At 66.5% G+C, this 22,133-nt stretch carries 23 protein-coding genes; 11 read left to right on the top strand and 12 right to left on the bottom strand.

Features of this window, described 5'->3' with window-relative positions:
- The first annotated feature begins 27 nt into the window (after positions 1 to 27).
- Complete coding sequence (locus tag ACJYUO_RS00780) at positions 28 to 1,002, top strand: nucleotidyltransferase family protein (RefSeq protein WP_494343521.1); 975 nt, start codon at positions 28 to 30, stop codon at positions 1,000 to 1,002.
- 65 nt (positions 1,003 to 1,067) lie between these two features.
- Positions 1,068 to 1,817: a hypothetical protein gene (locus tag ACJYUO_RS00775; RefSeq protein WP_494343520.1), complete on the top strand. Its 750-nt coding sequence runs from the start codon at positions 1,068 to 1,070 to the stop codon at positions 1,815 to 1,817.
- Between the two features lie 183 nt (positions 1,818 to 2,000).
- Here the strand turns inward: ACJYUO_RS00775 and ACJYUO_RS00770 are convergent, their stop codons facing one another.
- The 4 genes from ACJYUO_RS00770 to sppA form a co-directional block, all read right to left on the bottom strand.
- Positions 2,001 to 2,891, bottom strand: coding sequence for a hypothetical protein (locus ACJYUO_RS00770; protein ID WP_494343519.1), 891 nt, complete (start codon positions 2,889 to 2,891; stop codon positions 2,001 to 2,003).
- A gap of 315 nt (positions 2,892 to 3,206) precedes the next feature.
- A complete protein-coding gene (locus ACJYUO_RS00765; protein WP_494343518.1) occupies positions 3,207 to 3,932 on the bottom strand; it encodes a diphthine--ammonia ligase in 726 nt (241 codons plus the stop codon).
- 48 nt (positions 3,933 to 3,980) lie between these two features.
- Positions 3,981 to 5,309: a DUF373 family protein gene (locus tag ACJYUO_RS00760; protein WP_494343517.1), complete on the bottom strand. Its 1,329-nt coding sequence runs from the start codon at positions 5,307 to 5,309 to the stop codon at positions 3,981 to 3,983.
- A gap of 102 nt (positions 5,310 to 5,411) precedes the next feature.
- On the bottom strand, positions 5,412 to 6,407 hold the full coding sequence (sppA, locus tag ACJYUO_RS00755; RefSeq protein ID WP_494343516.1) for a signal peptide peptidase SppA: 996 nt from the start codon (positions 6,405 to 6,407) through the stop codon (positions 5,412 to 5,414).
- Between the two features lie 110 nt (positions 6,408 to 6,517).
- Between sppA and ACJYUO_RS00750 the strand changes: the two genes are divergently transcribed.
- Positions 6,518 to 6,877 (top strand): hypothetical protein, encoded by a 360-nt coding sequence (locus ACJYUO_RS00750; RefSeq protein WP_494343515.1) that lies wholly within the window; start codon positions 6,518 to 6,520, stop codon positions 6,875 to 6,877.
- A 56-nt stretch (positions 6,878 to 6,933) separates the two neighbouring features.
- On the opposite strand, the gene ACJYUO_RS00745 is transcribed toward ACJYUO_RS00750, so the two are convergent.
- From ACJYUO_RS00745 to ACJYUO_RS00725, 5 genes are all read right to left on the bottom strand, one after another.
- A complete protein-coding gene (locus ACJYUO_RS00745; protein WP_494343514.1) occupies positions 6,934 to 8,307 on the bottom strand; it encodes a carboxylate--amine ligase in 1,374 nt (457 codons plus the stop codon).
- Positions 8,308 to 8,397: 90 nt separating this feature from the next.
- Positions 8,398 to 8,832 carry a nuclear transport factor 2 family protein gene (locus ACJYUO_RS00740; protein ID WP_494343513.1) on the bottom strand — a complete coding sequence of 145 codons (435 nt, stop codon included), beginning with the start codon at positions 8,830 to 8,832 and terminating at the stop codon, positions 8,398 to 8,400.
- A gap of 209 nt (positions 8,833 to 9,041) precedes the next feature.
- Positions 9,042 to 9,923, bottom strand: coding sequence for a coiled-coil protein (locus ACJYUO_RS00735; protein ID WP_494343512.1), 882 nt, complete (start codon positions 9,921 to 9,923; stop codon positions 9,042 to 9,044).
- Positions 9,924 to 10,234: 311 nt separating this feature from the next.
- Positions 10,235 to 12,157, bottom strand: coding sequence for a glycoside hydrolase family 2 protein (locus tag ACJYUO_RS00730; protein WP_494343511.1), 1,923 nt, complete (start codon positions 12,155 to 12,157; stop codon positions 10,235 to 10,237).
- A 53-nt stretch (positions 12,158 to 12,210) separates the two neighbouring features.
- Positions 12,211 to 13,293 (bottom strand): tubulin/FtsZ family protein, encoded by a 1,083-nt coding sequence (locus ACJYUO_RS00725; RefSeq protein ID WP_494343510.1) that lies wholly within the window; start codon positions 13,291 to 13,293, stop codon positions 12,211 to 12,213.
- A 165-nt stretch (positions 13,294 to 13,458) separates the two neighbouring features.
- Here ACJYUO_RS00725 and ACJYUO_RS00720 point away from each other — a divergent pair, with 165 nt between their 5' ends.
- The 4 genes from ACJYUO_RS00720 (at position 13,459) to ACJYUO_RS00705 (ending at position 17,515) form a co-directional block, all read left to right on the top strand.
- Positions 13,459 to 13,884 carry a DUF5791 family protein gene (locus ACJYUO_RS00720; RefSeq protein ID WP_494343509.1) on the top strand — a complete coding sequence of 142 codons (426 nt, stop codon included), beginning with the start codon at positions 13,459 to 13,461 and terminating at the stop codon, positions 13,882 to 13,884.
- 92 nt (positions 13,885 to 13,976) lie between these two features.
- Positions 13,977 to 15,236, top strand: a complete 1,260-nt coding sequence (locus tag ACJYUO_RS00715; protein ID WP_494343508.1) for a sulfite oxidase — start codon at positions 13,977 to 13,979, stop codon at positions 15,234 to 15,236.
- A gap of 125 nt (positions 15,237 to 15,361) precedes the next feature.
- A complete protein-coding gene (locus tag ACJYUO_RS00710; RefSeq protein ID WP_494343507.1) occupies positions 15,362 to 16,261 on the top strand; it encodes an SDR family oxidoreductase in 900 nt (299 codons plus the stop codon).
- A gap of 63 nt (positions 16,262 to 16,324) precedes the next feature.
- A complete protein-coding gene (locus ACJYUO_RS00705) occupies positions 16,325 to 17,515 on the top strand; it encodes a DHH family phosphoesterase (RefSeq protein ID WP_494343506.1) in 1,191 nt (396 codons plus the stop codon).
- Positions 17,516 to 17,628: 113 nt separating this feature from the next.
- Here the strand turns inward: ACJYUO_RS00705 and ACJYUO_RS00700 are convergent, their stop codons facing one another.
- Positions 17,629 to 17,799, bottom strand: a complete 171-nt coding sequence (locus ACJYUO_RS00700) for an HVO_0758 family zinc finger protein (protein WP_494343505.1) — start codon at positions 17,797 to 17,799, stop codon at positions 17,629 to 17,631.
- 171 nt (positions 17,800 to 17,970) lie between these two features.
- On the opposite strand from ACJYUO_RS00700, the gene ACJYUO_RS00695 reads away from it, so the two are divergent.
- Genes ACJYUO_RS00695 through ACJYUO_RS00685 form a run of 3 tightly spaced genes read left to right on the top strand, consistent with a single transcriptional unit; the run spans position 17,971 to position 20,240 of the window.
- Entirely contained in the window at positions 17,971 to 19,116 is a 1,146-nt protein-coding gene (locus ACJYUO_RS00695) for a glycosyltransferase family protein (RefSeq protein WP_494343504.1), read from the top strand.
- Positions 19,117 to 19,149: 33 nt separating this feature from the next.
- Positions 19,150 to 19,650, top strand: coding sequence for a DUF7109 family protein (locus tag ACJYUO_RS00690; RefSeq protein WP_494343503.1), 501 nt, complete (start codon positions 19,150 to 19,152; stop codon positions 19,648 to 19,650).
- Positions 19,647 to 20,240: an NUDIX hydrolase gene (locus ACJYUO_RS00685; protein WP_494343502.1), complete on the top strand. Its 594-nt coding sequence runs from the start codon at positions 19,647 to 19,649 to the stop codon at positions 20,238 to 20,240. The genes ACJYUO_RS00690 and ACJYUO_RS00685 overlap by 4 nt, the downstream gene beginning before the upstream one ends.
- Before the next feature lie 9 nt (positions 20,241 to 20,249).
- On the opposite strand, the gene ACJYUO_RS00680 is transcribed toward ACJYUO_RS00685, so the two are convergent.
- Together ACJYUO_RS00680 and ACJYUO_RS00675 are read right to left on the bottom strand one after the other, a co-directional pair.
- Positions 20,250 to 20,483, bottom strand: a complete 234-nt coding sequence (locus ACJYUO_RS00680) for a hypothetical protein (protein ID WP_494343501.1) — start codon at positions 20,481 to 20,483, stop codon at positions 20,250 to 20,252.
- Between the two features lie 190 nt (positions 20,484 to 20,673).
- A complete protein-coding gene (locus ACJYUO_RS00675; protein WP_494343500.1) occupies positions 20,674 to 21,144 on the bottom strand; it encodes an MGMT family protein in 471 nt (156 codons plus the stop codon).
- Between the two features lie 190 nt (positions 21,145 to 21,334).
- On the opposite strand from ACJYUO_RS00675, the gene trpC reads away from it, so the two are divergent.
- On the top strand, positions 21,335 to 22,126 hold the full coding sequence (gene trpC / locus ACJYUO_RS00670) for an indole-3-glycerol phosphate synthase (RefSeq protein ID WP_494343499.1): 792 nt from the start codon (positions 21,335 to 21,337) through the stop codon (positions 22,124 to 22,126).
- Positions 22,127 to 22,133: the final 7 nt, after the last annotated feature.

The raw sequence follows: 22,133 nt of genomic DNA, 5'->3' as shown, positions 1-22,133 counted from the left end.
TTACCCGGTGCAGGTGAACATCGACGCATGAAGGCCGTCGTCCTTGCAGGCGGGTACGCGACGCGAATGTGGCCGATTACCAAACACCGGCCCAAGATGTTCCTCCCGATCGGCGAGTCGACCGTCGTCGATCGCATCTTCGCCGAACTCGAGGCTGACGATCGGATCGAGGAGGTCTACGTCAGCACGAACGAGCGATTCGCGCCCGATTTCGAGGCCCACCTCGCCGACAGCGACTTCGAGAAGCCCCAGCTCTCGGTCGAGGAGACGACCGAAGAAGACGACAAGTTCGGCGTCGTCGGCGCGCTCGCACAGCTGATCGACCGCGAGGATGTCGACGACGACCTGCTGATCATCGCCGGGGACAACCTGATGAGCTTCGACGTCTCCGCGTTCCTGGACTACTTCCAGGAGCAAGAGGCCCCCACCCTCGCAGCCTACGACGTCGGCTCCCGCGAGAAGGCGAAATCCTACGGGCTGGTCGAACTCGACGGCGACCGAGTGGTCGACTTTCAGGAGAAACCCGAGAACCCGAAGAGCACGCTCGTTTCGATCGCCTGTTATGCGTTCCCCCGCGAATCGCTCGATCTGCTCCCGACCTACCTCGAGGACGGGAACAACCCCGACGAGCCGGGCTGGTTCGTTCAGTGGCTGCAAAACCGCGAAGCGACCTACGCCTACACGTTCGAGGGCGCGTGGTTCGATATCGGCACCCCCGAGAGCTACCTCGACGCCGTCGCGTGGCACTTGGATGGGGAGTCGCTGGTCGCCGACTCGGCGACGCTCGAGGATACCACGATCGGCGAGAACGTCCACGTGATGGACGGCGTGACCCTCGAGGGCACCGACCTCGAGCACACGGTCATTTTCCCAGAAGCGACGGTCCAAAACGGCGATATCCGCCGCTCGATCATCGATCAAGGGACCCACATCGAGGATCTGGATCTCGCCGGGGCGCTCATCGGTGCCCACACGACGATCACGAACGGCGCGGACAAGTAACGGGCTCGAGCACGTTACTACCCGTACAGCTATACGCCGCCCGTGTGACATGTTCGAACAACGCGATGAGCTCCGACCAGACGGTCCGAGCGGTCCTCGAGCCGTACGCCGACAACGTGCCATACGAGGAACTCGCGGCCGACTTCCGCGAATACCGGCGCTGGACCGGTAACGATCCCGTATTGCTCCTCGCCGAAGCCGCGGTCTCGACGACGGGACAGGATTTTCTCGACGGTATCGTCCCGGCCGTAACCCGGTTTCACGAGGCGTTCGTCGCGACCGGTCCCGTCGACTCGTTTGCAGCCCTCGCCGGACTCGAGCGCGAGGACGAGGCGCTCGCGGCCGCCTTCGGTGCCGAGCGAAACCGATACGTCCTGCTCGAGGCCGCTCGCGTTTTCGCGGAGCGACCGGAAGCCGACGATCTGGACGCGCTGGTCGCGTGGGCGAGCGAGGCGGATCAGTACCGATACGCCGACGATCCCGTCGGCTCGATCGCCGGCGTCGGCCCCTCGAGTTTCCAGTACCTGCGCCAACTCGCCGGCGTCGGGACGATCAGACCCGTGCCGGCAGTCGCGGCCCTGATCGACGCCATCGATGGCGAACTCGCGTCGTCGTCGCTCGATACCGCGACCGACCTGCGGACGATCGCGTCCGGCGAGTGGCTGTCGATCACGTCGCCGTATACGGCACTCGAGATCGATCGACTCGCGTGGTGGGCGGCGACGGATCCGGACGAACGGGAGGCGGTGGCCCGAAGACACGAAACACCGATCGACGAGGCGGCCCGTTCGGGCTCTGCGGACTCACGCGAGTAGATCCCGCACTTCGTCGAGTCCGGTCTTCGCCGCGTTCGTCGTCTCGAAGGGCTCGATGATTGCTGCGGGGAAGGTTCATCCGATCGGCGAGGGTCATTAGCGCCTCGAGTGTCGTGCTCCCGACCGGCGCGGGCTTTGCCATTGGGGCTGTTGCATTCCGGCCACTGTGGCTCCCGGTGGCTCTCAGGGGAGATTTAGCGTCACGTTCTCGGGCGCTGTTTCGACGGTAACAGTCACCGTTCGACCCTCTCGTACGATCTCGGTGACGGTGGCAGCGTCCTCCGCGAAGTCGTCGGCCGCCGCCTCGAGGTCAGCCGCGTCGGCGGCGGCCTCGTCCGTGTACCGGATCACTCCGACGGTGGTCAATCGGTCGTCGGCGAACCGCTGGGACGAGCCGACCCCGACGTGCGGGTCGGTCCCGCCGACCTCCACCTCCGTCTCTCTCGCGACGGACCCGCTCACGATCGCGCCGGGCGGTAGCTCCGCGACCAGCCGTGAGAACTCGTCGTTTTCGTCGACGAACCGATCGCCGTCGCCGTTGGCGGCGTCGATCGCCGACTCGAGGGCCGCTCGAGGACCGCGCTCCCGGCCGGCCGGATCGGTGGCGGCGACGAGGTACTCGTCGGTCGCCGCGAACGCGAACCCCCCGGGAGCGCCGGTGTAGACCTCGAACTCCCCGTACCGCCCGTCGTCCTCGAGACCGCGGTCGGCCGCAATCGTACTCCCGTCGAACTCGCCCGACAGAACGGACAGCCGGTCGACGGTAAGCGAGTAGGCGACAGACTCGATGTCGAACCGCTCGCCGAACACGTCCCGATAGGACTCTCGCATCGCGTCGGCGTTCGCGAACGCATCGGTCTCGAGGAGTCCAGCGACATCCGTGTAGCCAAACCGGACATCGGAGAGGTCGCGATTGGACGGATCGAACAGCCACTCCGTGTAGCTCGTGGGTCCGCCGTCAGTTTCGGACTCCGTATCCCTCGCCGTGGTATCGTTACACCCGGCGAGGCCCGCGACGCTTCCGGCCGCCGCGAGTCCGATCCCCCGCCGAAGGAGGTGCCGCCTCGAGGTCATGCGTCGCTACTACGACAGTCGCGTTATAAAACACGTTCGAATCGTGACAGCTTTCGGAGGGCGTTATTCTAATTTCGCATCCGTAATCCGCAACCGTCCTCGCGTTCCGTCCTACTCGGTCTCGTATTCGAGGTCGATCCGTCGATCCATGTGCGGCCCGTCGACCACGAACGTCTCAGAACCACCTTTTTTCCTTCTCGGGTCAGCCTCCGGCTGACCGCTCGAGCAAAAATTTGGACCAAAAAACCCCGCTCGTTCGCTGTCTCACGGCCGATGGCCGTTCGCCGCTTCCCCGCTCACTCGCGGTACAATAGCCTATTCTAACCGTGCATCCGTAATCCGCAACCGTCCTCGCGTTCCGTCCCACTCGGTCTCGTATTCGAGGTCGATCCGTCGATCCATGTGCGGCCCGTCGACCACGAACGTCTCGAACTCGCCGCCCTCGCCCAAAATATGGACGCCGTACTCCTCGTTGAGCGCCTCGAGTTCGTCGATCGCTTCGCGGTCGAGGGTCCGGCCGAGCCACGACTCGTCTAATCCATGGGCCGCGACCTGGATGATCGTGATCTCGAAGCCGGCCTCGAGCATCGCGTCGGCCAGTTCCCGCGGCTCCTCTTGCCAGAGCGGGGCGAAGAGGTCGCAGTCGAGTCGGTCGCACATCCCCCGAATGCGACTCGTCTGGTACTCGCTCTCGACGGCTCCCGCAGTGACGCCCGCGATGCCGCCCGGGAGTTCCTCGTCGAGTTTCTCGAGGGCAGCCTCGAGGGGCTCGAGTTCGTCGTCGCCCTGCGCGCCCGAGTCGGTGGCCGCGTCGGCCGCGAAGTCGTCTGGTTCGACATCGATCAGTTCGATACCGGTGCTCTCGGCGGCCAGTGCCGCCAACTCGGTCGCGGGGACGTGATACATGTAGGAGTCGCCCGCCGGGTGGACCGTAACCAGCCGTTCGACCGGGAGCCCCGCCTCGAGGGCGCGGTACAGCGCCCACGAGGAGTCCTTGCCGCCCGAGAAGAGGCTCACCCACGCGCCGTCTGCGTCGCTCATGGTCGGTGGTCGGCGGGGACGGGTAAATGGATACCGAGTCCGACCCGATCAGCGGTTCCGGTCTTCGGACGAATCCGGGTTCGCGTTCGCGTCGGAACCGCCGTCGGTGCGCTCGGGATCGGCTACATCCGGTATCGGATCGGCCTCGGTGTTTGCGCCCGCGTCAGCGCCGGGGTCCGGTTCGCGGTCGCCGCCCGTATCGGCCGCGCCGCCGTTTGCGAGCGGCGCGTCCGAGCCGCCGTCGCTGCGTTCGGCGGCGTCGCTCGAGCCGCTGACCGAGGACGCGATTCTGGCTCCGACGAGGCTCACGACGATGGCGGTGACGACGAACAGCGCGAGTCGCTCGCCGGCCCCCATCACGAACTGCTCGTTCGAGAGAATGCCAAGTTCGTACGCCGGGACGACAAAGGAGTCGATGACCTCCTGTTGCTCGAGGAAGTACGCGGCGAACCCGCGGACGACGAGTCCCACGGCGACGACGATAAACGGCAGGTTGAGAAACGACGTCCGGATCGGGTCGTCGCTGATCGCCTCGTCGAGCAGTCGGCCGGCGCTGGCGGTCAGCGCGGCCATCGCGAGCCACGGGACGCTATCGAATGCGAATCGGGTCGCGGGGATCACGAATCCCGGCGTGTCGCCGAGGTTCGAGACGGCGAGCGCACCGACGAACAGGCCGACGAAGGTTAGCCCGGCCGCGACCACGTAGGTGACGACCGAGACCTGTCCGGAGTACAGCGATTCCCGCGTCTGGTGGGCGAATCGGGTCAGGAATTCGTCGATATTGAAGCCCTTGTAGAGCAGGAACAGGCCGATGACGGTCGTGATTGCGGCTGCGCCCATCGCGGGGCCGACAGTGGTCGCGAGCACCGGAAAGACCAGTAGCGTCAGCCCGATCGGGACGAGGACAGTCTGGCGGAGCTCCTCGTCCGCGAGGAACTGCTTGAGCAAGTAGTACGTCGACTCGATGTCGCGGGCCTGCCGGACGACCACTCGATCGACGGAGTCGACGCGGACGCGGCTCTCGACGATCGGGATCAGCCGCTCGTCTTCGGCACTGTCGGTCACGACGATCGCCGAGTCCGGCTCGTAGTCGGCGATGAGGTCGTCGAGTTGCTCGGCGACCGCCCGATCGGCCGACACCATCGATTCGTGATCTCCGGAGACGACCGCGACGACGACCTCCTCGTTTTCGTCGCGCAGGTTCTGGGCGACCCGCAGCGACTCGAGTAAGGTATTGACTCCCGAGTCCTCCGGATCCGCGAGGCCGACATCGGTCACGAGCGCGCGGACTGCCTCCCAGCCGACGACGGGCGAACGGAGGCCGGTCTTGCGGCCCACGTCGTCGGTCCGGTCGAGACAGACGACCAGCGTTGTCACGGTAGCCGATCCATTCTGTGCAACGATAAAACCACTTACTCGTTCGAACGGTCTCGGTCCGTCTCGACTGCGAGGACGACCGCTCGAGCGGCCGATCTCGAATTAGCTCCGCAGTCGGAAGCCGCGCCCGTCGCCGAGCCCGGCGATGCCGGCCCCGAAGGCGTAGGCGACCTGCTGGGCACCCGCACCGACGCGGGCCATCAGCGGGCGCTCGGGTTCGAACTCCTCGACGGTCACCTCGTCCGTCTCGAGACGGTCAGCGAGTTCGGTTTCGATCTCCCGGCGCGTGCCGAGATGGTCGACCAGTTCCATCTCGTGGGCTTCCTCACCGAGGTAGATCCGCGCCTCGGTGTCGCGGACGAACGCCGGCTCGAGATCGCGGCCGTCGCTGACCCGCTCGACGAAAGTGTCGTAGTAGTCGTCGATCAGTCCCTGCAGGTACTCGCGTTCCTCGTCCTCGAGTTCCTTCAGCGGGGTGCCGGCGTCCTTGAACTCGCCCGCGGCGAAGCGCTCGTAGGAGAGGCCGACCTTCTCGGCGAGGTCGCTGGCGTTGACCCGGGAGCCGATGACGCCGATCGAGCCGACGATCGAGCCCTCGCGGGCCCAGAGTTCGTCACAGCCGCTTGCAATCCAGTAGCCGCCGCTGGCACAAACGTCGGTCGCGTAGGCCACCGTCGGCCCGTCGAAACGCTCGGCCGCGAGCCGGATGTCGTCGCTGGGGACGACCTCGCCGCCGGGCGTGTTGAGCTTCAGGAGGAGCGCCTGGACATTCTCATCTTCGTTCGCACGGTCGATTTGGTCGACGACGTCGTCGGCCGGCGTCGCGCCGGGACTCGTCGGGAGCGGTCCGCCGCCGCCGTCGCGACTGATCGGCCCTTCGACGGCGACCTCGGCGACGTCGTAGCTCGGGTACAGCGACCTGGCGGCGTTGCTTGTGAACCGCAGACCGACGAGGACGGCCGCGAGCGCGACCAGCACGCCCAACAGATCCGTCAGCGTCTCCGGGTAGATGATAAAGAAGGCGATGGCGACCGCTGCGGACGCGAACCCGCCGAGGACGACCGTCAGGAGTCGATTGAGACCGTCGCTACTGACCACGGATAGCACCTCGAGTCATACCGATATCTGGGAGCGAGTCCCGTTAAGCGTTGACGTTCCGAGAGGAACGTATTAGATTTTTAACTAACGGCGAACAATATTCCCAATCGATGGATCAGCTGCAGAGAGAACTACTCGTCGCAGGGGGCGGGATGTTCGTCCTCGGAACGTATGCCGCCATCACCGGCCGACTCGGCGAGATCGAGACGAATACGGTCGTTCTCCTCGCCGCTGCCGCTCTCGGAACGGGCGGCACTGTCATCGAGTACGTGTGGGATCGGACGATACTACGGGTGCTATTGGCCGCCGCTGGCGGGGGGAGCATCGGTGTACTCGTTTCCAGCGGCGCGTGGGTCGAAGTCCTCGGAGCGTTTTTCTCGGGTATCCTTCTCGCTACGGGCGGCCGGTATTCGCTCGAGCGGTGGCTCTCTGACTCGAGCTCTCCCGCGGAGTCGGCCCCCTCGAAATAACACGCGAACGAACCACTCGTTCGCGATCGCATTCGGCTACCCGCGGGTCCGCCCCGTCAGCGCCGCCTCGAGTCGGATCTGGACCCGCCGTCGGTCTGGGCCGACCGCGTCGGGTCCCCCTCCGCCGGCGGCCCCGTCTCGGACGGCTCCGTGCCGCCGTCCCCGATTTCCGTCTCGATCTCGGCTCCGGTTTCGGCGTCCCGCTGGGTCTCGGTCGCGGGCTCTTCGTCGGACCGGCTATCTAGCCACGCCCGAACGAGGTTCACGCCGTCCTGGAAGAACGGTACCGGATCGTCGGCGACCGCGTAATCGAATCGCGGGTGATCGACGAGCGACGTGGCCACCTCGCGTGCGGCCGCCCCGAGCGACGGCCGCTCAACGAGCGGGTACTCCTCGGTCGCGACGCTGTGTAAGTAGCTGAGTTCGCCCCGGAGGAGGTGCCCGCCCATCCCGACCTCGTAGGTCGGGTCCGTCGCGATCGGCTCGTCCATCGCCAACTGCCAGTAGTAGGCGGGAAAATCGGCACCCGCTCGCACCGAAAACGGGAGCGACGACCAGAACCGCGGGTTGATCTCCATCAGCTTGAACTCGCCGTCGCTGGGATCGCGCAGAAACTCGACCATCGCGAGCCCGTGCCAGTCGAGTTCGCTGAGCAGGGCCCGGCCTGCGGTCTCGAGTTCGGGAATGTGGACCGATTCCCGGTAGGCGCTCGGACCGCCGCAGTATTTCCAGCCCCGGCGCTGGCAGTGCTGGAAGGTCGCGACTGGCGTCCCGCGGTCGTAGAGCGCGAAAAAGCCGAACTCCCGCGAGTCGGGGATCCGCTCTTGGACGATCGGAACGTGCCCGCGCTTCTCGAGGACCGCCTGCGGATCCGGCCGGGTGTCCGGGCGCTGGTACTCCGTCGAGCCGATCTCGGCGTCGGCGAACCGTGCGCCGAGGTAGGCGGGCGAGGCCACGGTGTAGCGCGGTTTCACGATTGTCTCCTGACTCCAGTCGTCCCACTGATCGAGGAGGGCGGTCTCGGGGGCACCAACCCCGGCCGCGTCGGCGGCCGCGAAGAGTTCGACGCGGTCTTGGACCCGTCGGAGCGTCTCGAAGTCCGGCCACGGCGTCGCGATCTCCGCGGCAAACTCCTCTTTGCGTTGTGAGAGAACGTAGATGTCTTCCTCGCGGACCGGAATAATCGTCTGTACGTCCGGGCGCTCGGCGAGCGAAAGCAGCGCGTCTCCGTAACCGGAGAGATCCGTCTCCGGATCCGGCAGGCGAACGAACTCGTCGCGATAGCTCGAGCTGGCCGCCGGAGTCGACCGTGACTCCGAACCCACGATAGTCCGAACGCCGCGCGGGTGGAGCGAGCGGAGACAGGCGACGGTGCTCGGCGCGTCGATGCCGGGCACGAGCACGCTCGCGTCGTCCCTGTGTCGTTGCATAGCCGATAGCTGGGGGTCTTGTTGCATTGTTATAGATCGGATACTTAGCGGCCTCGAGCGGCGCTCCCGTTTCCTCCGAGAGACGCGGCGTTAGGCATCGAATACCCGCCGTTCAAGCGCGGAATCCCTGTACGCCGTCCACCGCCGTATCCGTCCGTCTCGCAGGTCGAAGACGTGGGCGAACGCGATGTCGAAGGCGTCCTCGCCGACCGTTCCGACGTAAGCACCGGCTACGACCGCCGTTTCGCCGGCGTCGATGAACCGTTCCGGAAGCGCCTGGAGGTGGTCGGCTCGTCGGGCCGGTTCCCGCACCGCGCTCTCGAGAACGCTGTCGATTCCCGAACTGGTCCGCTCGGCCCGCTCGCCGGGCGTGGCGTCGATCCACGTCACGTCATCCGTCAGTGTCGCTTCCAGTTCCGCCGCGTCGTCCCGGCCCGTAACGACGCGGTTGAAGGCGGCGTAGAACTCGGTGAGCCGTTCTTCGGGAGTCGGGCGCTCGGCCGGTCGCTGCTCGTTGGCTGTCATATGGGGACTCGAGCGGATCGAATACGCGGGCGGACAAAAGAATACGATTCAATTACACGAAATGAGAACGTCATCGAACGTGTCACGACGGGCGGCCGGACGTCGCACCCGGGCCCGGTCGCGGCCGGCCGAGACACAGAGCGGGCGCTACACGAGCGCTCGAGAACCCCGAAAACTCGGGGAGCAAAATCGCGGTAGACGGGATCGACTTAGAGCAGTCCGGTCTTCTGGAGCTTCATCAGGTCCTCGGTGTCGAGGGTCTCGCCTTCCTTGAACTTCTGATAAATTTCCTCGGCCTCTTCTTTGGCCTCTTCTTTCTTCTTGTCGCGCTCGGACTTGCGCTCCTCTTCTTCCTTCTTGTCCAGTTCGCGCAGGCGCTTCTGGACGCGGACGAAGTCCTCGTGATGCCGGTCGGCGGCCTCCTGGGCCTCGACGAACTTCTCGTGCATCTCGTCGGCCTCGTCACGGATGTCGTCGGCCTCCCGATAGGCCTCGATCATCTGGTTGTGGTGTTCCTGAGCCTTGTCCGCGAGCTCCGTGACCTTCTGGTGGTGCTGGGAGGCGTCCGAACGGACCTGCTCGGCCTCTTCGACGAGTTCCTCGAGATCCTCGTTCTGATCGAGTTTCTGCTTGCGCTCCTCGTACTCCTCGCGCTTGTTCTCGATCTTCTCGATGAGTTCCTTCTCGTCCTCGCTCGAGAGGACCTCGGTCTGTTGCTTAAACTCGAGTTCCTCGATCTCTTCTTCGAGTTCCTCGAGGTCCTTGCCCTCGTCGAGCTCCATGTCCGATTTGAGCTGCTCGACCTTGTCGAACAGTTCGTTGGCCTCGGCGTTGAGATCGTTGCGGCTCTCTTTGTGTTCTTGGACCTGCTCGTTGAGCTCGTCGCGTTGCTCGCGGTGCTCTTGGGCCTCGTCGACTTTCTCGCGGGTCTTCGCGTTGAGATCGTCGCGTTTGGAGGCCCGGTCGGAGGCCATCTGGTTCAGCTCGTTTCGCCGGTCTCGGAGTTGACCGGCCATCTTGATGAGCTGTCCCTTCGATTTGTTTTCTAAGTCGTCCTCTGTCAGTTCGATGTTCTTCGATTCGTCTACCATGTTAGTCAAACCTCTGTGCCATACCCGCACCGGGGGAACAGTCGAGCGATCGCTCGAGTCGGATGCCGACGGCTCGGCGAGTGACTCAGGAGAGATCGGTCGACTGTTCGGAGCGACTGCTCACGATCTGCGAAACCTCGGTGAATAAGATTTCCTGTCATCGATCGTCGAGCGATACGCGCCCCGGTGGCGTTCTGGTGACAGATACTACTGGCCCCTATAATTTAAATGTACCGGTCGCCAGACCCCTGAAACCGGTTGACAGGGGCCTCGTTACCCCTTGTTGAGGATTAACACGGCCCGACGGTAGCTTATAAATGATACCGGTTACGGATCGTCCGATCGTCGACCGCGACCTCGAGGTCGACCCGGTCGGCGTCCCGCGGAATCCGGGCCGTTCCGGCGGCCGCCGTCTCGAGCGGGTCGACGCTAACTCGTTCCGTCTCCGTCGTCTCACCAGCCCGCCAGCCGACGACCGCCTCGAGTGCCTCGTGGGTGTCGTTACAGAGCGTCACGCCGACCGTTCCGGGGGCTGCCGGCCCGTCGAGGACGGCCTGAATCGGTTCGTACGACTGTGCGATCGCCTCGGCGGCCGGCTTCGGCTCGCCGTCGGCCGTGTGGATGCCCATCCCGCCGCCTGGTGTACCGTCCCGCAGCGTCGACGCCGCGAGGACCCCACAGCCCCGCCGCCGGAGCGCCTCCGCGACCGTCTTCAGCGTTCGCGCCTGCTCACGTTGGGACCCCGCCGCGTCGTCGGCTCCCCGCTCGAGCAGCGCCGGCTCGAGCCCCGGAATCGCCGCGAGATCGGCGTCGTCATCCACGATCGAGCCGGCACCGAAGCCGCCGACGACCTCGCCGAGCGACGGGTAGGTCTCGAGCAGCCAGTCGATATCGGCGGCCTCGAGGTACTGCCAGCCCGGAAAGAGCCGGGCTGCGTCCGGGTCGGTCCCGGGCGGGCCGGTTACCGGGACGATCGGTACCCCGTCGGGGAGCGCCTCGGCGATCGCGGCGGCGGGGTCGCGATCGATCGAGGTCTGCCACGCTCGGTACCGGAGGGCGAGCTTGGCGAGCAGGCCGCTCCCGAGGGGGTCGGCGTACGGATCCGTCGGGAGGTCCCGAACGCCGTACACCGCGAGGCTGGGGTGAGAGCCGTATTCGCGCGCCACCGCGGCCGCCAGTTCCCTCCCCCGATCGGTGGGAAGGGCTGCCCCGCTCGCGGGCAGGTCCTGCCAGACGAGGAGCCCGGCCTCGTCGCAGGCCTCGTAGAACGACTGCGGCGGGACGTGTGCGCGCGGCCGAAGCAACGTCGCGTTCGCGTCGACGGCGCGGCGGACGTCCTTGCCGGGGTCGCCGCCGGGCAGGCGCGTAAAGCCGCGTGCACGGACCCGTCGACCGTTGACCAGGAGGCCGTCACTATCGCGTTCGACCCGGCGGAGGCCGACGGTCCGTTCGACGGCGTCGCCGCCGAGTTTCGCTCGGACGGTGTACCGGTTCTGCGGGCCGTGCTCGCGGGGCCACCACAGCGACGGCTCCCGGATCGGGATCGTCTTCGAAACCGTGGTTCGCTCGCCCGCGTCGGCCTCGACCGGGACGCGCTCCATCGACGCGCCGCCGCGGAATCCCTCCGGGCGCAGCGACAGCGTCACCGCGTCGTCGATCGAGGCTCCGGCGTCGATCTCGAGTGTCACGTCGATCGCGGCACCCGCACCGTCGGTGATCGCGTTCGCAGCCGCGATTGCGGTCGCGTCGATGTTCTCCCCCGAGTTCGAGTCCGGCCCTAACCGAGGCCGGGCCTCGACGGTCCGAAGGAAGGTTCGCGGTCGCGACTCGACCTCGAGACCCCACCAAATCCCCGGCGTGCCGAGGCGGTCGGGAACCGCGTCGGTGCCGTAGATACCGGCGAAGGCATCGGGCCGCTTGCAGACGATGAGGAGTTCGTTCTCGGGTTCGGGATCGAACTCGAGGTGGGCCGGAACGAAGTGTGGCTCGTGTGTGGTCAGTCGCGTGCCGTTCATCCAGATTGTCGCCCGGTCGTAGGCCCCGCGAACGTCGAGGAGGGCGCGCTCGGTCGCATCGGTTCGGGGATCCGCGACCGTCGTTCGGTACGCGATCGGTCCCTCGCCGGCGACCGCGGCCGGTCGGCCGGGGACCGAAACCGGTCGCCACTCCGCGACGGACGGCGGGTCGTCACCGCCGCGGTCCGTGACGACCCCGGCGGTCCACTCGTCGGTCATTACGACCGTGAGCGAACCCGAGGTAAAAAGCCCTTCCGACGGTTCAGAACGGTCTAAAAGAGGTTCTCGAGCCGGTCGTCGGTCAACTGGTCGGCGTGGTCGGTCGATTCCGCCTCCTGTTCTTTCTTGGCCTCGCGAGCGCGGTCCATGAACCGCTGGATGCGATCCGACCGCTCCGCGCCGCCGAGCAAGACCAGGGCACCGAGGCGGTCGCTGTCGAGCGGGAAGTCGCCGCCGCGGACCTGCATGCTGCCGGTCTCGTCCTCGAGCCAGTGGCGGGCCTTTTCGACGCCCTTCCGCGGAATCGCGTCGGGATCGCCGGCGATCACCAGCAGAGCCGAGTCGGCCTTCGTGGCGTCGGGCAGGCTCGTCCCGGTCAGCAGCGCCTGCCGCGAGACAGTCATCGTGGTGGTGATGTTCTCGCTGCTGTCCTCGCTCGCGATTTCGGTGGCATACCCCAGCGCCGCGACGCCGCCCGCACGGAGGGTGTTGATGACCTCGCTCGAGTCGACGACGCTCTCGCCGACGCCGTCGACGGCCTCGCCGGAGGCAAAGAGCAGGCCGACCCGCGTTGCGATCTTCTCGTTGATCGTGTCGAACGCGCCTTCGACGCTCTCGCCTTGTTCGTGCCACGCGTCGTTGTCGATCAACAAGGTCGAATCGGCCTCCCGCAGCAGCGTCTTCAGCGAGCGGCCGGCGTTGGCCTGATAGAGCGCTCCCTCGTTGCGGCCCGGCAACACGCCGAGGGCGTAGACTGGAACGTCGTAGATCTGCTGGAGGTGGTGGACCAGCACGGGCGCGCCGCCGCTGCCGGTACCGCCGCCGAGGCCGGCGACCACGAAGATCGCCTCGGATTTCGAACTCACGCGGCCGTCGAGCGAGTTCAGCACCTGCTGGATGTCCGACTGCATTACTTCCGTGCCGAGTTCGTTGTCGGCACCGACGCCGTGGCCGTTGACGCGGTCGGCACCGATCAACTGCGTGTCGACGAACTGGAGGGACTGGAGGTCGGCTTCCGCGGAGTTGACGGCCAGCGCACCTTGGACGGCTCCGAAGCCCATGTCCGCGTCGAACCGGGCGAGCCGTTCGGTGACGTTTCCGCCGGCCTGACCGACTCCGATCAGGGAGACTTTCATGTCACGTCCATATGAGTGGCTCCTGTTTAACGTTTCGGTGATCTGATACGCCGCATCGCCGCTCGAGCAGGCATCCGTTCTCCACCCGGTGATTGGTAACGACTCTCGTTTCGGAGGTCGGCGAAGGTCACAATACCTTTCTGCCGTATTCCCGTCGTCTCCGGTATGTTCTACGAACAGCGGATGACCGTCCCCGACTCGCCCGCGGCGCTCCGGGCCGAGTACGAGGACGATCTCGCAGCGGTCGTCGAGCAGCGTGGGGCCGCGGACGCGGCGGCCGACACCGACCTCGAGCGAGAGACCCTCGAGGCGCTTTCGGCGGGTGACTTGCCCGATCTCACGCTCGAAGAAGCGGCGCAGGTACAGGCGCTCGCGGAGGGCACGCCCGATCCGGAGACGATCGTGACGATGGCGCTCGAGCACCTGCTGTTGGGAATGTCGACGGCGGTCCTCGACGTCGACGCGGTCGAGAGCGACCTCGAGATCGACCTAGATGCGAAAGAGATCCACCAGAAGATCGAGGGACGAGCGCCGATGTCGTTCGCGGAGTTCGTCCACATCCAGCACGTGATCGCGGACGGCGCGCCGTAGGCGGTCTCGACCGTAGCGGAGCGCGTTGCTGAGGTTCGTAATGGGTGGTACCAGCCCCCAGGATTTATCGCGATCGGCGGTGTCCGAACGGCATGTCGAATTCGGAGCGCAGCGAGAACCGGCGGCGCGAGATCGACGCGATACTGGATCGTAAGGACGGCACCGAGGCCGTCACCGACCACGCGGATCGATATCGGGTCGTCGGGGCCGCAGACCGGAGCACCTACGCGAATTGGCTCACGCCCGTCGAGGACCACTACGTCTGTCACCGCAACGAGACGCTCGATCCCGAGGCCGACTCGTGGACTGTCTCGTTGAGCGGCGCGGTCGATCGGGAAAGCGACCTCGGGATGGACGCGATCCGGGAGGAGTATCCCACGGTCGCAGTCGCGCACACGATGGAGTGTGCCGGCAACGGGCGCGGGTACTTCGAGCCCGAGACGGGGAGCGTCCAGTGGGAGTACGGTGCCGCGAGCACCGCGTTCTGGACGGGCACACCGCTGCGCTCGATCCTATCCGATCACGGCGCGGCGACCGACGACGGCACGTGGCTCACCGCGGTCGGCGGCGACCGCCCCGAGGTCGACGGCGAGAACGATCTGTTCGCTCGCTCGGTCCCGATGGCCAAGATCCTCGAGGACTGCATCCTCGCTTACGAGATCAACGGGCAGCCGTTGCCACCCGAGCACGGCTACCCGGTCCGATTGCTCGTCCCCGGCTGGTACGGCGTCAACAGCGTGAAGTGGGTCACCGAACTCCGCGTGATGGACCAGATGGTCCACGGCCCGGCGTGGACGGACCGCGACGGGGACGATTACACCCGGTGGCAGCAGTCGTCCTACCGCATCCACCCCGAGGGCGTCGAGCCCGACTCAAACGCGACCGTCTCGACGTTCGACACGTGGGAGCAGTGGGAGTCCGACGAGATCGATCACCCCTACACCTTCGACGAGAACGTCAAGTCCACGATCGGCTTCCCCGAGGACGGCGCGACCGTCACCCCGCGTGCGGACGGCGTAATCGAGGTCCTCGGCGTCGCGTGGGCCGGCGACGACGACGCGACGGCGATCGAGATCTCGACCGACGGCGGCGAGAGTTGGGCGGAGGGCTCGTTCTTCGGCCCGGACTACGACTGCGCGTGGCGGCTGTTTCGCTACCCCTGGGAGCCCGACGAGGGCTCGTACACGTTGGTCTCCCGCGCCACGGACGAGCAGGGGCGTCGACAGCCCGCGCGCATCTCGCAACCCGAGGACGCCGACGAGGCGGACGCAGAGGAGGAATACCCGTTGAATGAGGGCGGCTACGCGGAGAACGCGTCTCTCCCCCACGCAGTTGAGGTCACCGTCGAGTGAGTGCAGGCACATCCCTGACCGAGGGGGATGTTGGGAGAGTTTGGATTCTCGAGAAACTGTGCGGTATCGACCGAAAATGCGCCCTCGAACGGTGAAATTATGTGCAGTCGACAACGAGAACGGGTATGAACGTTGCAATTCTCGGCTGCGGGCACGTCGGCATCGAACTGGGCCGACAGCTCGCGGCGCGGGGCCACGATCCGATCGGCGTTCGCCGGTCGGCCGACGGCGTCGAGCAGATTAGGGACGCCGGCTTCGAGGCGGTCCGAGCGGACGTTACCGACCGCGAGGCACTCGGGGCGGTCCCGGACATCGATGCGATCGTCTTCGCCGCCAGCAGCGGCGGGCGCGGGGCCGAGGCCGCACGGAAAGTCTACGTCGAGGGGTTACGGACGGCGATCGAGGCATTCGGCGAGCGCGAGAACGCCCCCGACAGGCTCGTCTACACCTCCTCGACGGGCGTCCACGGCGACCACGACGGCGGCTGGGTGGACGAGGAGACGCCGCTCGAGCCGACCACGGAAAAGACCGAAGTGCTCGCCGAGGCAGAACGGATCGCGCTCGAACTGCCCGAGGAGTACGGCTTCGACGGCACCGTCGCGCGCTACGCCGGGCTCTACGGCCCCGGCCGGTACCGACTCGAGCGCTATCTCGACGGCCCCGTCACGGCGGGGTATCTGAACATGGTCCACCGCGACGACGCCGCCGGTGCGGTCCGCTACCTGCTCACCGAGGACCTTGCGCGCGGCGAGATCGTGCAGGTAGTCGACGACGAACCGGCCTCGAAGTGGGAGTTCGCGGACTGGCTGGCCGACGAATGTGGCGTCCCGGAGCCGCCGAAACAGACCAAAGACGAGCGGCTCGAGGATGGCGACCTCTCCGAGGCGGGGCGACGGCGGATCCTGACGAGCAAGCGGTGTTCGAACGAGAAGCTTCGGAGCCTCGGCTACGAGTTCGCCTATCCAACCTTCCGCGAGGGGTATCGCGACGCGATCGAAACGTACCGCGAGGCGTCTGCTTACTGAGGATTCCCTCGTATCGGGGGAAATCGGGGCAAATTTCATGGTGGTTGGATTTGATTTGCCGGTATGAGCTATCGGCGCGCCTCGGCGGGCGGTGCATTCGTCGGGGCGAACCCGTTGGTGACCGAGTCGCTCGGCGACTCGGTCCGGTCTCTCGAGCCACTCGTTCTCTCGCTTCTCGTTCTCGCCGTCGTCGGGGTCGTCCTCGGCGGCTGGTGGGTGATTCGGTGGTTCCGCCGGCCGCCGGGCGCGCGGCTCCAGCGCACGCTCGCCGGGCACGACGCGGTAACGGTATTGATGCACCCGAATCCCGATCCGGACGCCATGTCGTGTGCGATGGGCGTCGCACGGATCGCGGAATCGGTCGACACCGATGCGACGCTGCAGTTTTCCGGCGAGATCCGCCACCAGGAGAACCGCGCGTTCCGGACCGTCCTCGACCTCGACCTCGAGTCGATCGAGGCGAGTTCACAACTGGCCGCCGACCCCGTGGTGTTGGTCGATCACAACACGCCGCGCGGGTTTACCGGAGCCCAGACCGTCGAGCCGATCGCGGTCGTCGACCACCACCCCGGCAACGGGGCCGGGACGAAGTTTACGGACGTCCGAACCGACTACGGCGCGGCGTCGACGATCATCGTCGAGTACCTGCACGATATCGGCGCGACGATGGCCGACGAGGACGGCTCGAGCGGGTTTCAGGTATCACAGGAGCTAGCGACGGGACTGCTCTACGGCATCCAGTCGGACACGAACCACCTGACGAACGGCTGCTCGCGGGCGGAGTTCGACGCCTGCGCCGCGCTGTTTTCCGGCATCGACGAGGACCTACTCGACCGGATTGCCAACCCGCAGGTCAGCGACGACGTGTTACAGGTCAAGGCAACGGCGATCACCGAAAAGCGGGTCGAAGGTCCCTTTGCCGTCTGCGACGTAGGGGAAATCGGCAACGTCGACGCAATCCCCCAAGCCGCGGACGAACTCATGCACCTCGAGGGGGTCACGGCGGTCGTCGTCTACGGCGAACACGACGGCACGCTCCACCTCTCCGGGCGCTCGCGCGACGACCGGGTCCACATGGGCGAGACGCTGCGCCACGCCATCAGCGACATTCCGATGGCGAGCGCCGGCGGCCACGCGCGGATGGGGGGCGGCCAGCTCTCGGTCGATCACATGAACGGGATCGGGCCCTCCGACGGAATCAGCCGCGAGGAGTTCGAACAGCGACTCTTTGCCGCGATGTCCGGCGAACGGTAAGCGCGGAGATCGTCGTCGCACACGGTCCGGAGTGGGCCGTTCGTCGACAAAAAGGAACGGCCGGCACGACCGCTCGAGTCCCCGCCGTCGTCTCGTCGGTCGCGGCCAGTTTGCTACCGGATCTCTTTCCACTCGGAACCGCAGTTCGGACAGATGCGGACCGTCTTGATCTCGTCCGGGTCGTTTTCGGTCTTCAGCGGCTTCTCACACTCGCCACAGACGAGCCGATCGTAGGTATCCTTCTCGAGTTCGCCGGCGCGGAGTGCCTTCCGGACTGATTGCATGTTCGCCCTGTAGGCAGGAGGGGAAGAAAAAGACCGGTGCTTTATCCAGTCTTGAGTCGGTTTCCGCGTTCCGATGGGACGAAATACCCGGCGGCTCGATGTCGCCGCTGCCGGCAGCCCTATCTGGCCGCATCCGTGGCCGTTTTACCGGTCCGCTCGAACACCACACCGATGGAGTACGTCCAGGAGCGGATCGCCACGCTCCACGAGTTCGGCGAGGGAGACGGTCCGGGGAGCGCCCTCGCCCGCGACGCCGCCGCTGCGGTCGCCGACACGGCCGTCGTCGTCCCGATGACCGGTCGCGAGTACGAGAGCCCCGCCGCCGAACGCGTCCTTTACGAACTCGAGTCCCTCGAGCCGGGACCGGCCGCCGTCTTCGTACCCGTCCGCGCCGAGCCCGACCGGATCGGCCCGTTTCGCGAGTGGCTCGACACCTTTGGGCTGCCGACGCGCGTGCTCTGGTGTAACGCGCCGACCGTCGACGCCTTGCTCGCCGACGCGGGACTCGGCGGCGAGTTCGGCAAGGGCCGGGACGTCTGGCTCGCGCTCGGACCCGCCACCGACGCCGCCGACGCCGTCATCGTCCACGACGCCGACGCCCGGAGCTACGAGGCCGGACACGTCCGTCGGCTGCTCGCGCCGCTGACGATGGACTTCGAGTTCGCGAAGGGGTACTACGCCCGCGTCGAGCGCGGCCGGCTCTACGGACGCCTCTTTCGACTGTTCTACGAACCGCTGATTCGGACCCTCTCGGACGCCCACGACGCCCCGATCGTCGACTACCTCGGCGCGTTCCGGTACGCGCTCGCCGGCGAGTTCGCCGCGACCGCCGGCCTCGCCCGACGGCTTCGCGCGCCCCGCGCATGGGGACTCGAGGTCGGGACGCTCGGCGACGCCTACGAGGTCGCCGGTTTCGATGGGACGGCACAGGTCGACCTCGGCCGCCACGAGCACGACCACCGCGCGGTCGCCGGCGACTCCGGCCTCGAGGGGATGAGCCGCGAGGTCGCCGCCGAACTCCTGCGAGTGCTCGAGGAACACGGGGTCGCCCCCGAATACGAGACCTTACCCGAGCGATACCGGGCAGTCGGCGACGGGCTGATCGACCAGTACCGCGCCGACGCGGCGTTCAACGGGCTCGAGTACGACCCCGCGGGCGAGCGGGATCAAGTGGCCCGCTACGCCGAGTCGATCGCGCCGCCGGGACCCGACGCGCGCCTTCCCCGCTGGGTCGACGCCCCGTTCACGCCGGCCGACGTGCTCGCGGCGGCCCGGCCGTGGCGCGAACGGCGGCTCGGATCGCGCTCGCAAGACTAAAGACTAATCCCGTCACCCGCCGTTGGATCGCGTATGGACGCGACCGCCGACGAACTGGCCGGCGTGGTCGACCTCTTCGGCGGGGTAACCCGCGCGGAGTTAGAGCGGGCGCTCGCCGAGGCCGCCTACCGCGCCGACGGGCAGTCCGTCGACGACGACGCCCTCGGGGCGGCGATCGACGAGGCGCTCGAGTCGTTCGCACTGGTGCGGTACGAGCCCGGCGCGGACGCCGCGGCGGCGTCGACCGCGGACGGCGAGGCGCTGCTGGTCGCCGGCCCGACGGCCTTTCCGACGGTGCCCGAACACGCGGAGGACGTTCCACATATTCTCGACATCGAGCGGCGACAACTCGACCGCGACGCGCTGGGAGCAGCGACCCGAACGCGCCTGATCGACGCCGCCGACGAGGCCATTGCGTCGGCCGACACCGAGCGGCTCCGAACCCTGATCGACGTTAGTTACGACGTCGAGGCGTGGGCCCCGGTCGATCTCGCGGACGAACGGACGCGGCTGGAGGACGCACTCGAGGAATGACGGCGCGGAGACTGACTCTCGAGCCGGTCGCGAACTACGAGCCCACCGAGATCGGCGATCAGGAGTTCGACGCGGCGGTCCTCGCGCCGATCGTCGACCGCGACGGCGAGGACCACCTGCTCTTTACCCGGCGGGCCGACCACCTCGGCGAACACCCCGGACAGATGAGCTTTCCCGGTGGCGGGGCCGAACCGGAAGACGAGACCATCCTCGAGACGGCGCTCCGGGAGGCAAACGAAGAGATCGGCCTCGAGCGCAGCGAGGCCGAGGTCGTCGGCCAACTCGACGACATCCGGACGGTCACGGAGTACGCGGTCACGCCCTTCGTCGCGCACGTTCCAGATCGGGAGTACGTCCGCGACGACAGCGAGGTCGCAGAAATCGTCGTGCTGCCGCTCTCGGGACTGCTCGATCCGGACAACTACGAGTACGAACGCCGCTCACACCCCTACTACGGTGAGATCGTCATCCACTACTTCCACGTGAACGGCTACACCGTCTGGGGCGCGACCGGCCGGATTCTGGTGCAGTTGCTCGAGTTGGCGACCGATTTCGAAGCGCCCGAGAAGGTCGATCGGTCGGCGTTTTGAGCGGATTTCTCACCGTCTTGGCTGTCGATCTGCCGTTGCGGTATCCTCTCGCGGGTGAGCTTTGACGAAGAGCGGCCACGCCAGCAGCATCAGCCCAACAAACAGAACGGCAAATAGCAGCCCGAGATATGCCGTTGGGAGGCCCAGGAGGGAGAGGAGAACCGTGATAGAGATGGCGAGGACAACAACGCTCATCACGACGAGTTGCATTTCATTGTACCCGCCTGTCGGGTTCGCGTTCATACGCATACCTTCTCATAGTATGACAAGTATCTTACTGTGGTGGAGGATACCAGTCAAGAAAGTGGGGAACGACGATTAGGTTGAAATCGGGCTCCGTTCCACCCCGTTCAGAGAGATACGTCGCTCTCCTCCACTCACCCCGTTTTTCACGCAAATTCGAACAAAGAAGCTGTGGGACCAGCTACTGCGGTTACAGCCCCTCGAGCGAGCGCAGTTTCTGCTCGACGTCCGGCGGCGCGGCGCTCGGACCGTCGCGCACGCGGTGGTCCGGAATGAGGATCGGGGCCGGGTTCTCGGCGAGCGCGGTCCGGACGAGGATGATGTCGTCTTCGTCCTCGTGATCGAGCCCGGAGGTCATCCGGGCGAGGGTCTCGACGGTCACCTGATCGCCGTAGGGGATCTCTCGAACGCCCTCCAGAACGGCCCGCTGATCGGTCGGCATGGTCATCGCGACAGTAACGTTCTCGAAGGTGACCGGCTCGAGCCCGTCGAGGTACTCGAAGAGTTGATCGAGCACTTCGTGGTCGTCTCCGGCATCGTCGTCGGGGATCTCGGGAAACGAAACGCTCAGGACCCGCCCGCTGGCGGCTCCGAGCTGGACGTACCGACCGAGATACGGCGATTCCCGCGCGTAGATTCCAGCGTCCGTAACGTCCTCCATAGCCGACCGTAGACGATCCGGGCTTGAATAGCCGCCGGTCCTCGTTCTCGAGGTGATCGTTGCCCGGGACTCGACTGCTGGGTATCGAGTCTCGGTCCGGCCGGCCTCGCCTCGCTCGTCGCACCGCAGGATGCTACCGGCTGGGGATGACGCAAGCCTTATGTACATATGAGTACGTCGATGTACAATAATGAACTCCGATACGGAGCTCGCTCCCGCGGTGCAGTCGATACTCGAGGCGGCACGGGAGCGGTCGGGCGGGGAGGGCGTCGTCGACGTCGACGCGCGCTCGCTTTCCGACGCGCTGGCCGCCGCCGAGGCCGACGGGCGAGTCCCAGTGATCGCGGAGGTGAAACCGACGAGTCCGACGGCCGACGGCGCTCGAGAGGACGATCCCGTCGAACTCGCCGAGGCGATGATTGCGGGCGGCGCGGCGGCGATTTCGGTCCTCACGGAGCCGACCCACTTCGGCGGCTCGCCGGAAGCGCTGACCCGCATCCGCGAGGCCGTCGACGTACCCGTGTTGCGCAAGGACTTCGTCCTCGAGGAATCGGGGATGGACGTCGTCGAAGCGGACCTCTTCTTGCTGATCGCCAGGTTCGTCGACGATCTCGAGGCGCTCGTCACGGCCGCCCGCGAGCGGGGCTTCCAGCCCCTCGTGGAGGTCCACGACCGGGCGGAACTCGAGACCGCGCTCGAGGCGGGGGCCGACATCATCGGCGTGAACAACCGGGATCTGGGACGACTCGAAGTCGACCTCGAAACCTTCGAGTCGGTCGCGCCCGAGGTGCCGGACGACGTAACGCTGATCGCCGAGAGCGGCGTGTCGTCGCCGGCGGACGTCCGACGGATGCGCGCGGCGGGTGCTGACGCCCTGCTGGTCGGCAGCGCCATCATGGACCACGGCGCGGGCGACAGCGACGTGACCGAGAACACGCGGCGACTCACGCGGGCGGAATCGGCGGAGACGGATCAGCCATGAACGAACA

This window comes from Natrinema sp. CRL1, assembly GCF_059162405.1.
The sequence above is the reverse complement of the archived record's forward strand: the minus strand, read 5'-3'. Positions and strand labels throughout refer to the sequence as shown.

Coding starts and splice junctions, on each gene's coding strand:
- ACJYUO_RS00695 (WP_494343504.1), top strand. CDS start 17,971: ATGGAGTACGTCCAGGAGCGGATCGCCACGCTCCACGAGTTCGGCGAG.
- ACJYUO_RS00705 (WP_494343506.1), top strand. CDS start 16,325: ATGAGCTATCGGCGCGCCTCGGCGGGCGGTGCATTCGTCGGGGCGAAC.
- ACJYUO_RS00770 (WP_494343519.1), bottom strand. CDS start 2,891: ATGACCTCGAGGCGGCACCTCCTTCGGCGGGGGATCGGACTCGCGGCG.
- ACJYUO_RS00750 (WP_494343515.1), top strand. CDS start 6,518: ATGGATCAGCTGCAGAGAGAACTACTCGTCGCAGGGGGCGGGATGTTC.
- ACJYUO_RS00730 (WP_494343511.1), bottom strand. CDS start 12,157: ATGACCGACGAGTGGACCGCCGGGGTCGTCACGGACCGCGGCGGTGAC.
- ACJYUO_RS00710 (WP_494343507.1), top strand. CDS start 15,362: ATGAACGTTGCAATTCTCGGCTGCGGGCACGTCGGCATCGAACTGGGC.
- ACJYUO_RS00685 (WP_494343502.1), top strand. CDS start 19,647: ATGACGGCGCGGAGACTGACTCTCGAGCCGGTCGCGAACTACGAGCCC.
- trpC (WP_494343499.1), top strand. CDS start 21,335: ATGAACTCCGATACGGAGCTCGCTCCCGCGGTGCAGTCGATACTCGAG.
- ACJYUO_RS00735 (WP_494343512.1), bottom strand. CDS start 9,923: ATGGTAGACGAATCGAAGAACATCGAACTGACAGAGGACGACTTAGAA.
- ACJYUO_RS00715 (WP_494343508.1), top strand. CDS start 13,977: ATGTCGAATTCGGAGCGCAGCGAGAACCGGCGGCGCGAGATCGACGCG.
- ACJYUO_RS00740 (WP_494343513.1), bottom strand. CDS start 8,832: ATGACAGCCAACGAGCAGCGACCGGCCGAGCGCCCGACTCCCGAAGAA.
- ACJYUO_RS00745 (WP_494343514.1), bottom strand. CDS start 8,307: ATGCAACGACACAGGGACGACGCGAGCGTGCTCGTGCCCGGCATCGAC.
- ACJYUO_RS00725 (WP_494343510.1), bottom strand. CDS start 13,293: ATGAAAGTCTCCCTGATCGGAGTCGGTCAGGCCGGCGGAAACGTCACC.
- ACJYUO_RS00700 (WP_494343505.1), bottom strand. CDS start 17,799: ATGCAATCAGTCCGGAAGGCACTCCGCGCCGGCGAACTCGAGAAGGAT.
- ACJYUO_RS00680 (WP_494343501.1), bottom strand. CDS start 20,483: ATGAACGCGAACCCGACAGGCGGGTACAATGAAATGCAACTCGTCGTG.
- ACJYUO_RS00780 (WP_494343521.1), top strand. CDS start 28: ATGAAGGCCGTCGTCCTTGCAGGCGGGTACGCGACGCGAATGTGGCCG.
- ACJYUO_RS00720 (WP_494343509.1), top strand. CDS start 13,459: ATGTTCTACGAACAGCGGATGACCGTCCCCGACTCGCCCGCGGCGCTC.
- ACJYUO_RS00765 (WP_494343518.1), bottom strand. CDS start 3,932: ATGAGCGACGCAGACGGCGCGTGGGTGAGCCTCTTCTCGGGCGGCAAG.
- ACJYUO_RS00775 (WP_494343520.1), top strand. CDS start 1,068: ATGAGCTCCGACCAGACGGTCCGAGCGGTCCTCGAGCCGTACGCCGAC.
- ACJYUO_RS00675 (WP_494343500.1), bottom strand. CDS start 21,144: ATGGAGGACGTTACGGACGCTGGAATCTACGCGCGGGAATCGCCGTAT.
- ACJYUO_RS00690 (WP_494343503.1), top strand. CDS start 19,150: ATGGACGCGACCGCCGACGAACTGGCCGGCGTGGTCGACCTCTTCGGC.